17 protein-coding genes are annotated in these 14,327 nt (G+C 51.5%); 15 read left to right on the forward strand and 2 right to left on the reverse strand.

What is annotated here, in order from left to right:
* From COY37_RS08480 to COY37_RS08495, 4 genes are all read left to right on the forward strand, one after another.
* A partial coding sequence (locus tag COY37_RS08480; protein ID WP_286977212.1) for a HEAT repeat domain-containing protein occupies window positions 1–525 on the forward strand: 525 nt, incomplete at its 5' end.
* Window position 526: 1 nt separating this feature from the next.
* Window positions 527–1,960, forward strand: coding sequence for a glycosyltransferase family 2 protein (locus COY37_RS08485; protein WP_286678447.1), 1,434 nt, complete (start codon window positions 527–529; stop codon window positions 1,958–1,960).
* Between the two features lie 142 nt (window positions 1,961–2,102).
* On the forward strand, window positions 2,103–2,342 hold the full coding sequence (locus COY37_RS08490) for a hypothetical protein (RefSeq protein WP_286678432.1): 240 nt from the start codon (window positions 2,103–2,105) through the stop codon (window positions 2,340–2,342).
* A gap of 333 nt (window positions 2,343–2,675) precedes the next feature.
* Window positions 2,676–3,764 carry a GNAT family N-acetyltransferase gene (locus tag COY37_RS08495; protein WP_286678433.1) on the forward strand — a complete coding sequence of 363 codons (1,089 nt, stop codon included), beginning with the start codon at window positions 2,676–2,678 and terminating at the stop codon, window positions 3,762–3,764.
* Window positions 3,765–3,789: 25 nt separating this feature from the next.
* Here COY37_RS08495 and COY37_RS08500 read toward each other — a convergent pair whose 3' ends face one another.
* A complete protein-coding gene (locus COY37_RS08500; protein ID WP_286678434.1) occupies window positions 3,790–4,773 on the reverse strand; it encodes a diguanylate cyclase in 984 nt (327 codons plus the stop codon).
* Between the two features lie 90 nt (window positions 4,774–4,863).
* On the reverse strand, window positions 4,864–5,751 hold the full coding sequence (locus COY37_RS08505) for a BON domain-containing protein (protein ID WP_286678435.1): 888 nt from the start codon (window positions 5,749–5,751) through the stop codon (window positions 4,864–4,866).
* A gap of 330 nt (window positions 5,752–6,081) precedes the next feature.
* Between COY37_RS08505 and COY37_RS08510 the strand changes: the two genes are divergently transcribed.
* From COY37_RS08510 to COY37_RS08560, 11 genes are all read left to right on the forward strand, one after another.
* Window positions 6,082–7,647 carry a protein kinase domain-containing protein gene (locus COY37_RS08510; protein WP_286678436.1) on the forward strand — a complete coding sequence of 522 codons (1,566 nt, stop codon included), beginning with the start codon at window positions 6,082–6,084 and terminating at the stop codon, window positions 7,645–7,647.
* A gap of 171 nt (window positions 7,648–7,818) precedes the next feature.
* Window positions 7,819–8,361 carry an HNH endonuclease gene (locus tag COY37_RS08515; protein ID WP_286678437.1) on the forward strand — a complete coding sequence of 181 codons (543 nt, stop codon included), beginning with the start codon at window positions 7,819–7,821 and terminating at the stop codon, window positions 8,359–8,361.
* Window positions 8,362–8,449: 88 nt separating this feature from the next.
* Complete coding sequence (locus COY37_RS08520) at window positions 8,450–8,728, forward strand: acylphosphatase (RefSeq protein ID WP_286678438.1); 279 nt, start codon at window positions 8,450–8,452, stop codon at window positions 8,726–8,728.
* A 20-nt stretch (window positions 8,729–8,748) separates the two neighbouring features.
* The gene (locus COY37_RS08525; protein WP_286977216.1) at window positions 8,749–8,880 is read left to right on the forward strand and encodes a hypothetical protein; all 132 of its coding nucleotides are present in this window, start codon (window positions 8,749–8,751) and stop codon (window positions 8,878–8,880) included.
* A gap of 189 nt (window positions 8,881–9,069) precedes the next feature.
* Complete coding sequence (locus COY37_RS08530; protein ID WP_286678440.1) at window positions 9,070–9,726, forward strand: translin family protein; 657 nt, start codon at window positions 9,070–9,072, stop codon at window positions 9,724–9,726.
* 42 nt (window positions 9,727–9,768) lie between these two features.
* The gene (locus COY37_RS08535; protein WP_286678441.1) at window positions 9,769–10,467 is read left to right on the forward strand and encodes an HAD family hydrolase; all 699 of its coding nucleotides are present in this window, start codon (window positions 9,769–9,771) and stop codon (window positions 10,465–10,467) included.
* Between the two features lie 113 nt (window positions 10,468–10,580).
* The gene (locus tag COY37_RS08540; RefSeq protein ID WP_286678442.1) at window positions 10,581–10,928 is read left to right on the forward strand and encodes a phasin family protein; all 348 of its coding nucleotides are present in this window, start codon (window positions 10,581–10,583) and stop codon (window positions 10,926–10,928) included.
* 111 nt (window positions 10,929–11,039) lie between these two features.
* On the forward strand, window positions 11,040–11,495 hold the full coding sequence (locus COY37_RS08545) for a hypothetical protein (protein ID WP_286678443.1): 456 nt from the start codon (window positions 11,040–11,042) through the stop codon (window positions 11,493–11,495).
* Window positions 11,496–11,552: 57 nt separating this feature from the next.
* Window positions 11,553–11,900 carry a hypothetical protein gene (locus tag COY37_RS08550; RefSeq protein WP_286678444.1) on the forward strand — a complete coding sequence of 116 codons (348 nt, stop codon included), beginning with the start codon at window positions 11,553–11,555 and terminating at the stop codon, window positions 11,898–11,900.
* Between the two features lie 232 nt (window positions 11,901–12,132).
* Entirely contained in the window at window positions 12,133–13,029 is an 897-nt protein-coding gene (fba, locus tag COY37_RS08555; RefSeq protein WP_286678445.1) for a class II fructose-1,6-bisphosphate aldolase, read from the forward strand.
* The gene (locus tag COY37_RS08560; protein ID WP_286678446.1) at window positions 13,026–14,051 is read left to right on the forward strand and encodes a 6-phosphofructokinase; all 1,026 of its coding nucleotides are present in this window, start codon (window positions 13,026–13,028) and stop codon (window positions 14,049–14,051) included. The genes fba and COY37_RS08560 overlap by 4 nt, the downstream gene beginning before the upstream one ends.
* Window positions 14,052–14,327 lie beyond the last annotated feature (276 nt).

Genomic DNA, 14,327 nt, shown 5'->3' on the forward strand with positions numbered 1-14,327 from the left:
TATACGAACATCATCACATCGTTTACCCAGCAGGGTAAGCAAGGCCTATTCATCGATTACCTAAAGCGCATAAAAGACGACCCGGATTTTTCGGACTCGCTCAAGCGGGCCATTATTGAAGCTTGCGGGGTACGAAATGTTGTTGCTGCCGGCCAAACAATCCGGGATTATTTCATAACCTTTAGCTCGGTGTCTGATATGAAGATAACCTGCTTGCGAGCCCTCGGGGAGCTTGGCGGGGACGGGATACTTGGGGTCTTTAAGTTGGGGCTCAACGATGAGGACTGGCGGGTGCGGGCCGTGGCGGCAAAAGGTGCGTCTTGCTGCCCGCAGAGCCTCATTATTAAGGATTTGCGAAACGCGTTGCATGATGAGAACTATCACGTAAGAATAAACGCAGCACTCTCGATAGCCCGGTTTGGCGATAAGGGCTACAAATTACTTAAACGCGCGGCAAACAGCGGCGATCGGTTTGTCCGAGACGTATCCAATTACGTGCTCAAGGAGCTGAGCTATCGTGCTTGATATGCTGCTTGTTTTTATATCCTGGTATCAGTTCATAATCTTTGCCTACTTTATCCTCATCAACGGCACGTGCTCGTTTTTTACTCTGGTATCGCTTAAGGACATCAGGCGTTACTCATCGACCGTTACGGCGCAGAATATTAAGAATATTATCTCGGGCTCATTTTACCGGCCGCTTTCCATCGTAGTTCCCGCGTATAACGAGCGGGAGACGATAGCGGCGAGCCTGAAATCGCTGCTCGGGCTGCATTTTCCTGAGTTTGAGGTGATCGTTGTTAACGACGGTTCGACGGATACCACCCTGCAAGAGCTAAAGGAGCACTTCAGGCTTGTTAAAATCGATAAGCCCATCGCATTGAAACTCGATCATCGCCCGCTTCGCGGCATCTATATATCGCTGGATTACCCGCATCTTTTAGTGCTGGATAAGGAGAACGGCGGTAAAGCCGATGCCCTCAACGCGGGGATCAACGCGTCAAAATTTCCGCTCTTTTGTTGCGTGGATGCGGACTCTCTCCTGGACAACGATGCCCTTTTAAAAGCCGTACGGCCCTTTATCGAAGACAGGGAAGTCATCGCCACCGGAGGTATCGTGCGGGTGGTAAATGGCTGCACGGTTGAAGACGGCAATGTTATTTCGGTAAGAGCACCGAAAAAAGCTATCGAATGTTTCCAGGCGGTTGAATATGTAAGAACCTTTCTATCGGGGCGCACGGCATGGAATTCCTTTGACAGCCTGCTTATCATCTCCGGGGCGTTTAGCATCTTTCGCAAAGACTTGCTCATGGCGGTAAACGGCTATCGGCATACGGTTGGCGAAGATATGGACCTGGTCTTGCGGCTGCATAAACACTGCCGGGACCATAAGATTCGCTACAAGATCATCTTTGTGCCCGATCCGGTATGCTGGACGCAAGTACCGGCCGACTTTAACTCGCTTACCAAGCAGCGAAATCGCTGGCAGCGAGGGCTAATTGAGAGCCTGTGGTTTAACCGGAAAATGTTTTTAAACCCGAAGTACGGCACGGTCGGCTTGTTCGGCTACCCCTACTTCATCTTTGTAGAGGCCCTGGCGCCTATCGTCGAGTTTCTCGGCTATTTCCTCTTTGTTGTATTTTACCTGACCGGTTATTTAGATCTCGACTTTGCGCTGCTTTTCTTCATGCTCGCGATCCTGTGGGGGGCCTGGATAAATTTGGGCTCGATTCTTCTTGATAACCTCATCTATATGCGCTACCAACGGCTTACCGATATCCTTAAGCTCTGCCTCTTCGGCCTCATCGAGTTTATCGGGCCGCGCCAGCTTATCCTTACCGAGCGTCTGCTTGCCACGTTCCAGTTTTGGAAAAAGGGTTGGGGCAAACCAAAACGGCAGGCCATCTCAAGCAAACCTGCAGAAGAGACTGAGGGCAGGCAACCAAAAGAGGTTGCTTAATCACTTTATCGACCCCACCCATCCCTCTCTAACTTCACTCTATCAATTGCCATAGTGGCGCTTTAGTGCTTATAATATTTAAGACAAGTAAGCTTATGGCCAGACTTCACCCACGGCGCTACGTTTTAGAAGGAGGATCTAAATGAGCAAGGAGAACTACCTTCGTGTCCCGATTACCATGCCTGAAGAGATGTTTGCTTATCTTGAGTCGGTAAGCATAAGATCCAAAGTCTCAGGCGGAAGGAAGCTCGCCAACACGGTTATTGTAAGAGCGAGTATTATGGCTATGATGGATTTAGACGTTGATGTGAACGGCGTAAAAGATGAAGAGGAACTCAAAGAAAGAATAATAAAAGCGCAAACTAGTTACAAAAAGAAGTAGGATGTTATATAAATAATAGTACGTCCATATAACGGTAAACTTGTTTTAGGTTGCCCCACCTAACGCATAGTGTGTACACAAACGGAAGTGTTGGAGTAAATCATGCGTAATTGTTGGGAAATTAAAGGGTGTCCTGCAAGTCACTACATCAGGTGCTCGGCTTACATGCAGAAGGTTGATTGCTGGCAGCTGAAGGACGGGTGTGTATGCGCCTCTTTTAACGGGTGTGAAGATTGCATCATCTTTAAAGAGCACCTTAGCGAAAAAACTACAGAGAGAGATTAACGAGCTGAGCCGTTCCACGTATTCGAAACCCTACATGGAGGTTACTGTTTGCCGGCAATAGAGGTAGTAACGGATCTGGAACGCTTTAGAAGCCTGAAAGAGGATTGGAACGCGCTTGCATCCGCAGCGGGCTCGTCCATATTTCAGACCTGGGAATGGTCGTGGTACTGGTGGAAATCAAACGGTAGGGGGAAAAAGCTCTCGCTGCTAGTTGCCCGGGATGCCGGCGCAATTGTCGGCATAGCCCCTGTCTATCTATCGTCCACCCACTATGGCTTGCCGCTTAAGGTCGCGGCGTTTATCGGGACTAATGGAACCGATTATCTGGACATCATAGCCGACGGCGACATATCGGGTGCCGCTGTCGCCCTTTATGGTGCGCTTTTTGCCGCGTCGGGTTGGGATGCAATCGATCTTCATCAACTTTCGAGCGCACGTAATACCGCCGGCGAGATGGTCGAAAAAGCTAAGGCCCTTGGGTTCTCCTGCGCCGATGTTATCCAGGACCACTGCTATAGTCTTGAGCTTCCCGAGAGCTGGGAGGGGTACCTTGCGACCTTAAGCAAGAAGTTTCGCTGGAACGTGCAGTATTACGCCAGGCGTCTGGCGCGCGATCACGATATGCGCATCAGGCTGAGCTGCCCCGAGACCGTCGGGGAAGATATGGAGCTTTTCTTCAAGCTTCACCAGAAACGCTTTATAGCCAAGAAAAAACCCGGAGCGTATCTCAATCCCAAGTTTAGAAAATTTCATATCGGGCTTGCTGCCGCTCTCTGTGAGAGCGGATGGCTACGTCTCTACGTTATGGAGCTTGACGGCCTGCCGGTGGCAGCACTCTATGGATTTGCGTTTGGCGATACGTTTTACTATTACCTTGGGGGGTTCGAACCGGAATGGGCGCCGATGAGCGTTTCTACGGTATTGATAGGCCGTGCGATTGAGGACTCGATTGCGGCGGGTATGGGCAGGTTCGATTTCTTACGGGGGCAGGAGCCCTATAAGCAAAAATGGTTGGCGCAGGAATCATCCAACCATAGGGTGATAATCAGCCGGCCGGGCAAACGGTCGGGGCTTGCGCAAAAGCTTCTAACTGTCGAGAATGATTTGACCAGACGGGTGAAGGATAAAATGGAGTAGAGGCCGAGGGCGTCTCGGCCTTCTTTTATTTCCAAACCACAATGTCTCTGCCGGCTTTTTTGGCTTCGAAGAGGGCCTCATCGGTAAGGCTTACCAACTCGTCTAGTGTCCCGGCATCCTTGGGATAGGTGGACACGCCTATGCTCACCGTAATCCCTGATTTCAACTCGTCGTGAACCTGCGCCGTGTGTCTGGTATCGAGCTTTATGGCCCGCCTCATACGCTCGGCGACTCTACGGGCTTGCTTCTTGGATGTCTCGGGTAATATGATGGCAAACTCGTCCAACCCGTGCCGTGCCGGTATATCGACCGTACGGATGATATGCTCCACGACCCGCGATACCTCCTTAAGTAAGGTATCACCGGCCAGGTTACCAAATTCTTTAATGTAATTTTGAAACCCGTCGATATCGAGCATGATGAGCGAAAACGAGTGGCGGTACCTGCGCGAGCGTCTCAGCTCATCGCTGAGCGTTTCCTTAAAAGCCTCGTAATTGAGAAAATCCGTGAGCTTGTCGCGGCGCGCAAGATGCTTCAGCTCCATTGCATAAATGTTTATGTAGCTGTTGATGATCGTTGAGACCATCTTGTCGACCGGTCGATTTATCCGCTTTTCCAGTTCATACGCATCAAGCGGCATAAGGTTCTTCCGGCAGTAGCCCCAGATGATATCACGCAGCACTTCCTGCTCGTACAGTACCTCAGAGGGCTCAAAATCGCGCAGCCGGCGGTTTCGACCCAGCTCGGACGCGGCTTCATAGATGACGCCGCCCGGCTCAAAATCAACGATGTGCGCAGGGTCTTCTATGACCTTGGAAATACCTCTTAACAGTGTTGGCAGATTATCGACAAGTTGTGTTTCAGGGAATCGTTTCCAGCTATTTTCGCCTTCTTTTATCTTCAGGCTGAGCATCCATTTTTCAACTATCGTCCATATATGATCGCGGAAATCCTCGGCGGCTTTATTCAGCAGTGCGGCTTGGTTTTTCTCCCACTTCAGACTTTGCAAGCAGGCCTCCTCTCTCTTGCTAGGCAAGTAGACAAGGTTTTTTATACCCACATTTGCTTCTCGGGAAACCAGCTACGAAGGCCCTCCCTCTCATGCGCTTTTTTCTATATGAAAGCCTATAACCAGGTCGTTCTGAACAAGGCGCACTCCCGGTATCTTCTCGGCTATTTTTTGGGCCAGTTCCTTTTGCCCATAAGTGTCCACAGTGCCGTCCAGGTAGACCACACCGTCGAGTACATTAACCCGCACGTCAATCATGTTGATTCTGCTCATCTCGAGCGCTTTTAGGACTTCGTTTTCCGCTGCCGCATCGAGGCTTATCGGGTGCTCGCTTACGGCCAGGTCGTTTTCGACTTTAGCGACACCGGGCATCTGTTTCGCCAGGTAACCCGCGTGCATTTTTTGCTTGATGGTTTTAACCGTACCCTCTATTTTCACTATGCCGTTTTTGGCCGAAGCGCTGATGAATTCCGCCTCGATTGTGGGGTCGACCCGTAATCGCTGCATGACCTCATCCACCAGATCAACGTCGGTGATGAGGACATCTGTTTTAATTCTTACCTCAGACACGATGTCTTTCACTCCCGGTACGCTCGCTACAATATGTGCGGCGCGCTCGATTTCGAGGATGCTTTCGCTGCGTCCTTCAAGGTAGACGATCCCATCGACAACCCGGCCCACGCCGATATCATGCGCGAGATCGGTATCTTTAGCGATGGCCCTGCGAGTGGCGGCCAGCACATCACCATCATCAGTGATCTTTGGCGACCCGATGATGATATCGCTGTCAAGCCGTACCGGACCGAAACGTTGCGCGATCTCCTCCGCGATCTCTTTCTGCTCGAGCGTGCGAACGATGCCGCTTATTCTGACGACCCGCCCGTGTACTTCCACATCGATACGGGCGCCGATCCCCGGCTCGCGCTCCAGCGCCTCCGCTATTTCGTTTCTCAGGTATTCTTGCTCTTGTTCTTTCATACGCCACCTAATTTCCATATTTCAGTATCAATCAACAATGCCACATTTAGAAGTTCTAAAACCGCGTCTAAAATACCCCGTATAACCGTATTATTCCCGAATAGCCGGGGATGTATCAGGGCAATCTTCGACCGATGCGTTTCACTATTGGCCGGCTAAGTGTAAAATAGTTGAGTGTTAACATCACTGGAATACGGTAACACGGGGAGGGTCATAATGAAATCAGGAAACCACTCCCCATTCTGGGTGGCAGGGCTGCCGCTCACATAATTATACTGGGTGGCTTAGCACGACTAAAGAAGCAAGAGAAGTAGCTTATACAGGGTATTCATGCAGGGACAAGTTATCAACGGGCGCTACACAATCGATAAGGCAATCGGCCGCGGCGGCATGGCGGTCGTGTATAAGGCCTTTGACTCGGTGCTGGAGCGCGAAATAGCAATTAAAATACTGCACGGGCAGTTTACCGATAACGCCCATTTCATAGAGCGCTTTAGGAGAGAAGCCTACGCGGCTGCAAGCCTCATCCATCCGAACATCACGACCATCTATGATACGGGAGATGCCAACGGCATTTACTACATCGTGATGGAGTACGTCGAGGGCATAACGCTCAAGCAGATGATCGAGGAGCGGGCTCCGCTTCCGGTAAACGAGGCTGTCTATATCGCCGGTCAAGCCGCCGAGGCGCTCGGGCATGCGCACGAGCGGGCGATTATCCACCGGGATATAAAACCGCAGAACATTCTTTTAGCCGACGAGTATGTTGTTAAGGTCACCGATTTCGGTATCGCGCGGGCGTTAATGATGCCGGGGCTTACCCAGACGGGAAAGATTTTAGGCACCGCGCGCTATATATCCCCCGAGCAGGCGCGGGGAAGGCAGGCGGATAGCCGCTCGGATATCTACTCGCTTGGGGTAATCCTCTACGAGATGCTCACCGGCCGCGCCCCGTTTGAGGGCACTACCTCGGTTGAAGTAGCGGGGAAGCACGTAACCGAAAAACCCACCCCGGTGCGCGAACTCAACCCAAAGGTGCCCCCGATTCTTGAGATTATTGTCGACAAACTGTTGAGCAAAGACCCTGACGACCGCTATCAGGATGTAAACAAGCTCTTGGAGGATTTGGCATTTTGGGACTCTCCCGAAAAGCAGGAGCTTTTAGAATCGAGCCCGCGAACGAAGGCAAAGTTTGCCCGTAAAAAGCGAGCCCGCAAAGACGAGGCGTATCCAGGCACAGAGTCGAAGAAAAGTGCTCCCGCGCGGAGTAGAAGGCCTAATCCGAGACGGCGCAGGAAGCGTAAAAGGCTGACCGTATTTGCCAAGGCGTTGATAGCCGTCTGCGTGCTTGCCATTATCGGCGCGCTCATTTATTTTGCGGGTGCAGGCGGCGATTATACGGCGGTAGCCAAAAAACGGCCAATTCAAAGAATTAAGCTTGACACCATAAAAGAACCGCAGTTCGGTTCGCTGAAACCAGCTGATGTGGTTGATTACGACCCAAACGGAAATGGTGATGAGAATCCCGACCAAGTGGGAAATATAATAGACGGCAATCCCGATACGGCGTGGTCGACCGAAAGCTATAAATCATCGAGTTTTGGTGAGCACAAGGGTGGGGTTGGGGTATATATGGATTATGGGAAAGCCGTTGAAGTGCAGGGGTTGGTGATAACTTCATCCGGAAACTGGTCCGGCGCTATCAAGGGCTCAAACGACGTTTTGGAGTGGAAAACCTTGAAACAGGTCAAAAACGCGTCCAAAGAGATGTCGTTTAAAATCACCGGGGTTCCGTTCAGGTACTATTTAATCTGGATTACTAAACTACCCGCCAGGGGGTCGGGCAAGTGCAGGGCTAAAATCTACGAGGTAAAAGCCAGCGGGAGGGCTTTTTAAGGTGTAGGTAGTCGGCTGCCATGCACGGGCCACCCGTGTGATTACTTTAGTAATTTTGCGTAATCTGGTATAATTTTGCTCAAGATTTATCAATTAATGGAGGCCTTAAGCGGTGGGAGCGGCCGGGGGTGAGCGCATACCCCGGAAGATTGGAAGAAGCCGCGAAAGTTTATGGCGCAGACATTGATTTTAAATGCGAGCACCGAACCTTTAACATTTGTTCCTGTCAAGAGAGCGCTGATCCTCGTCCTCAAGGAAAAGGCGGAGATAGTCGAGACCCACGTAAGCAAGCGCATTAGAACCGAGAAACGGGACTTTCCTTATCCGCTGGTTATTCGCCTTGTGCACTACGTCGAAATTCCGCGCCGTTTCCGTTCGGTTGTCAGCAACGCGGTCCTTTTTGCCCGCGACAACTATACCTGCCAGTATTGCGGCAGGTATAAACGCGATCTCAAGAAGAAGGAGCGTTTAACAAGGGAGCACGTAAAGCCCGTCTCGAGGGGCGGTCTCGATACCTGGGATAACGTGACTACGGCATGCTCGACATGCAACCACAAGAAGAGCGATAAGATGCCGTATGAAGTTAAGATGTATCCTAAGACCACGCCGTTCGAGCCGCGCTATATCGCGCTTGTTCTTTTAAGCGAGACGGTGGACGAAAAGCAGCGCGCCTACATCGAGCCGTTTCTTAAGGCTGCGTTGAACACAGGTTGAGTTTGACCCGCAGAGAAGGTTTCGATAGGCTGGAGATTAAACTTCCAGCCTAATTTTTATTACGCACAAGTGCGGAGGGAACAGCCAGGTGACAGAAAAACGCTTACATCTTCTTATTCAGGGGCGCGTCCAGGGGGTCTATTACCGGCAGAGCATGAAGGAGATGGCCGATCTTCGTCACGTTAAAGGGTGGGTGAGGAACCTGCCTTCCGGCGAAGTCGAGGCGGTGATCGAGGGCGACGGCGTTATGGTTGATGATCTGGTTGGGTGGTGCCGCCGCGGCCCGGACCGGGCCGCAGTCGACCGCGTCAGGATAGATTGGGAAGAGCCGAAGGGCGATTTTAAGTCATTCGTGGTAAAGGGATAGAGAACTAAGCGATTAAAGATATGATCGCCGATGGCGAGGACATCGAGATGCGCTGCAACTTCTGCGACGAGCTTTATACTTTTTCAATAGAGGATTTGCGCGCGATCATCGAGAAAATAAAAGAACGCAGCGGATTGCGAAAAGTAGAATAAGCTACTCCAGTGCGCTATCTGTCATTCTGAAGGAGCAAAGCGACTGAAGAATCTTGGGTGCAGAAACCTTCTTCTTATGCAGAAGGGTCTAAGCTTAGACAAGATTCAAGTGACAGAAGTCTGTGAGTGCGACCTAGATTCTTCGCTAGCGCTCAGAATGACAGGTACGAATGGTGTAGTAAACAAGGATTGGGTTGGAAAGGAAACGACATGGAGCTTGAGGATATCGGCGGGAAAATTAGGGCGAGCCTTGATGCAAAGAACAAGGCGCGGGAGATAGCGCTTCCGAAGGCGCGGCAGGTAATCCGTTCCTGTAGCGTTGCGATACGCGCGGTGCACCGCGAGAAGTATGAAGAGGCCACAAAGCACCTGGATGAGGCCAAGGCCCACCTGGTTGAAGCCCAGAATGTGCTTAAGGACTATCCCCAGATTTACTTTGCGGGTTTTTTGCAGGATGCCGAGAAGGAATATAGCGAGGGCAGGACGACCTTTGCGCTGGTTACCGGCGCCCCTCTGCCTGAGCCGGATGAGCTGGGGATAGGCTATCCGCCGTATCTCTCAGGGCTTGGCGAGGCTATGGGCGAACTGAGGCGGCATATTTTAGATATCATCCGCCGGGGGAAGCTCACCGAGGGCGAGCGGTTTTTAACCATCATGGACGATGTCTATTATTTCCTGATTTCGTTTGATTACCCGGATGCGCTTACGCCGGGTCTCAGGAGGATTACCGATCTGGCCCGCTCCGTCATGGAGAAAACCAGAGGAGATCTTACAACGGCCATGCGCCAGCACGATTTGAGAAACGCTATGGATCGCCTGGAAGGCAAACTCAGCGCCAGCCGATAAAAAGTATAAAGCAAGGCGGTAAGAATTAAAGGAAGTAGTGCGTTGAAATATAAGGCAGTATTTTTTGATGCGGGAAATACGCTGTTGCGCCCGTTTCCCTCGGTCAAGCACGTTTGCACCGAGGTATTCAGCCGCAACGGCTTTGAGATCGATCGGGAGGCGTTGCGAGAAGCGATTGCCGTAGGGGACCGGTACTATGAGGAGCGTTACCGGCAGGACGATACCTTCTGGCGTTCCGAAGAGGGAGCCGCCGCCCTCTGGATCGATCTTTATACGCTTGTCGCACGAGAAGTCGGGATTAACGGCGACGGTCGTCGCCTGGCGCAAGAAATCTACGATGAATTCGGTTTTCACTACCGCTGGGAACTCTTTCCCGACGCCCTTGCAACCATCATGGGGCTCAAAGACGCGGGACTAACGATCGGCCTTGTCTCAAACTGGGACAGCAGGCTGTCGGACTTGTGCGCCGGCATCGGCCTCACGCGGTATCTCGACTTTATCATGTGCTCCGCGACGGTCGGCAGGATGAAACCCCAACCCGAAATATTCGAGATGGCCCTTGCCCGTGCCGGCGTACAACCGCACGAAACCATGCACGTGGGCGATCACTACTACGCCGATATCCTGGGCGCCCGCAGCGTCGGGATTACACCTGTGCTCATCGACCGCTCGGAAAATATCTTGAAAGCCGATTGCGAAATCATCAATGACCTACGGCTTGTTCTTGACATGGTCGTATAGGTGGGAAAGAGGAACCCGTCGCCACTACAAAAAGCTATTGTAATCCTTTTGCTTGCCAACGTTTAGGCATGCCCGTAATTGGGTAGCACAGATGTAGGGAAGGAGGAGTGAATATGGGCGATGGTATTACCGACATAATCAGAAGAACCCTACTGGTTGGTATTGGGGCTGCCTCTATAACCGCTGATAGAGCGCAGGAGCTGGTAAATGAGTTGGTCGAGCGCGGCGAGATCACCCGCGATCAGGCCAAGGCAATGGTGCGAGATCTCATGACCCGGGGCACTGAGGCGCGTAATCAGCTGCGGGATATGGTCAAGGCCGAAGTGAGAAAGGCCATCGATGAAGCGGATATTCCCACCAAAACAGATATAAGAAGGCTTGAGCAGAAAATCGACCGCCTGACTCTTATGGAAGAGCAACTGCCCGTTGATATCGAGGAAGAAGGCGAAGGACCTCTATAAAACATGGTGATTTTCAAACCCCGTGGCGTGCGCTTGCGCCACTTTATTTTAATGAAATTAGTTTAAGGAAATAATCGGCGTTAACCGAAAACTATAGGGAGGTGTTCTGCCATGAGTGCGGAGCATGATTTATCTAAAAGCTGGGAATACATACCGATGCTCCAGCGGCAGGTGTCTCTGCAGGGTGAAACTCTCGAAAAGCAGGCACAGTGGCTTGACGCACAAATAAGTGAACTGGCGGGCGGAAGCCGCAATGGATGGGAAGAATCGGAAAAATTACAAGCGCTGGCAAAACTTTCTCTCCTTTCAGAGATATATTCTCTCGTCAACTTTGATAAAATGATAGAAGTAAGGGAGAAGTTCCAGGAGCTTTTCCCGGAGCACTTTGAGAACTACTTAAGCAATCTGGGCTCACTCTACCGGCAGATCTCATGGCCGGGGTGCCTTGAATGCAGCAATTTTGACGGACAGTGCTCATTAGGTATAACACCGACCGAAGTGCCGGGTGGAAGCCATAACTCCGCGAGATATTGTAGATCTAAGGAGATGAGGCTTAAAGCAGCTTAGTTACCCTTTTCCGCCCGTGTTTGATACATTTGCAAACAACAACTAGAGGAGCGGAAAATGAAAGAAACTACACAGGGCGGAAAAACGATTATCGATGCGATTCTTGAGCTATTCGATCTGGTCATGGCTTACGTGCGTCAGCAGATAACGATGATCGTCAAGCAAAACATCACGGGACCGATTGGAACTGCTGCGCGAAAGGCTGCCTTTTTTATCCTCGCCTTTACATTTTTCTCAATTGCCTCGATCTTTGTAGCGGTGGGATTCTTCCTCTTGCTGGCAAGCCTTATCGGCTATATCCTTGCCTACCTCTCCATTGGCGCCGTTCTCATTATCGGGGGCATAGTGCTTGTGCGCTTGAGTACACGTGAAGGAAAAGTATTTAAGAAAACACCTAAAAAATAGGGTAATTTACCATAAAATGCCTTCCTTAAGCCGCTCGCAGCACTATAATTAGTAATACGCTTAACAGTATGCCAATGCTACTTTAGAAAGTAAAAGGCCAACCCGATATCTAATAGCGACAAAATAAGAATGTCCAAGCACTCCAAGCATAGCGGCAATAAAGCAAGCTCTGCTTATTTTTTTGCCGAATGGGTAGAACAATAGCAAATTATTTTATACAGGAGGAGTGATAATGTTTAGAACAAACAACGAGCTTATGATGAAAGCACGCGATGGTGGGTATGCAGTTGGAGCGTTTAATACAAACAACCTGGAAATAACAAAAGCGATCTTTCGCGCTGCATCAGAGGAGCAGTCGCCGATTATCCTGGCGGTCTCACCGTCTGCGGCAAAGTACGCTGGAATGGAGAACCTGGTGGCCATGGCTAGAATCGCCGCTGAGGAGACGGGCGTTCCGGTTTCGGTTCACCTGGACCACGGCACCGAGTTCGAGCATCTGGTCCACGCGGTGCGCGCCGGGTTTTCATCCATCATGTTTGACGGCTCAAAGCATCCCTACGAAGAGAATGTGAGGCTTACCCAGGAAGCCGTAAAACTCGGGCATGCCGCCGGCATCTCGGTCGAGGGCGAACTGGGAAGGCTCGTCGGCACAGAGGATGCGATCTCTGTATCCGAGCGCGAGGCTTCGATGACCAACCCGGACCAGGCGCTTGATTATGTCGAGCGCACCGGCATCGATGCGCTGGCCGTATCGATCGGTAACGCACACGGTTGGTATAAGGGAAAACCACAGCTTGACTTCAAGAGGCTTGAAGCGATCAGAAATAAAATAGGAGACAAGGCGCTGCTTGTTTTGCACGGCGCCTCGGGCATTCCGGATGAGGATATCAGGACCGCGGGCTCCCTCGGCGTAACCAAGATCAACATCGACACAGAGATACGCGATGCCTTCAAACGCGGCATCACCCAGTTTATCCAGGAAAACCCGGATGTTATAGACCCCAGGAAACTACTTAAGCCGGCCATGGACGAGATGGTTAAAATTGTCGGCGGTAAGATTAAGCTTTTCGGCTCCGCCGGTAAGGCGACCGAGACAATGGCGTATATGGCTGGGGGGGTTGCGGAATGAGGATAGGAATGCTCACCGGTGGCGGTGACTCAAGCGCCATTAATGCCGCAATCAGGGCGGTTGTAAGGCGTGGACTCGAGGGCGGGCACCAGATCCTTGGTTTTAAAAACGGCTGGGCCGGCCCGATTAACGGCGATTACGAGGAAATGACGCTTCACTCCGTTTCAGGAATCCTGCCAAAGGGCGGTACGGTTCTTGGTACCTCGAGGACCAACCCGTTTAAAATTGACGGCGCAGCCGACAAAATGAAGGAGAATCTGAAGCGGGCCGGTATCGATGCGATGGTCTGCATCGGCGGCGACGACACGCTGGGCGTTGCGCACAAGATCAATAACCTACCCGAGCCGATACCTGCAGTCGGTATCCCGCAGACAATCGACAACGATATCAACGGCACCGACTTTGCGGTAGGCTTTCAGTCTGCCGTCGAGGTTGCGACCGAGGCGCTCGACAGGCTCCACACGACCGCCGAGTCACATCATAGGATTATGGTCGTTGAAGTTATGGGAAGGGACGCGGGCCACGTCGCGCTCTACGCCGGTATCGCCGGTGGCGCAGACAGCATTCTGGTTCCCGAGCACCATTTCAATATCGATGAAGTTATCGACAGGATAAAAAGGCGTCGCCAGAGGGGCAAGACGTTTAGCATTATCGTGGTTGCTGAGGGCGCCAAGCCCGAGGGCCGCGAGCAGGTGGTCGTAAACGAGAAAACCGATGCGTTCGGACACGTAAGGCTCGGCGGCATCGGAGAGTTTCTTGCCGATACCATTGAGGAGAAGACCGGTCTTGAAACCAGGTTTATGAACCTCGGTCACCTGCAAAGAGGCGGGCAAGCAAGCCCGTTCGACCGTTTCATCGCTACCGAATTCGGTGTTGCGGCTATTGAGCTGATTGAAAAAGGTGAATTCGACCGCATGGTCGCCATACGATGCGGCGAAGTCACATCGATCCCGCTTGAAGAGGCTCTTACGGTCAGACCTATCGATGACCGGGTGTTTAATATGGCAAAGATATTTTCCTAAAGATTAAGCGAAGGAACACGAAGTATTTAAGAAGTACTAAGACATACCAAGATATGCTAAGTATATAAGTGTGTGAGAAGCCGGATCGAAGCGAAGCAAGAAGCACCTTCCTTCTACCATATGCACTGGCTTTTTGCAAGTTCACTAAGGCAAAAGATAGGGGCGCGGCGACGCCCCTATCTTTGCGTGTGCGCCCGGCATGGGCGATAGCTTGGCGGTGAAAGTCCGCTATGGGCTTGGCAGTGGGAACCATTAGCCAAGGGCAAGGGTGTCCAT

It is taken from the genome of Candidatus Aquicultor secundus (assembly GCF_002791875.1).
GTDB lineage: Bacteria > Actinomycetota > Aquicultoria > Aquicultorales > Aquicultoraceae > Aquicultor_A > Aquicultor_A secundus.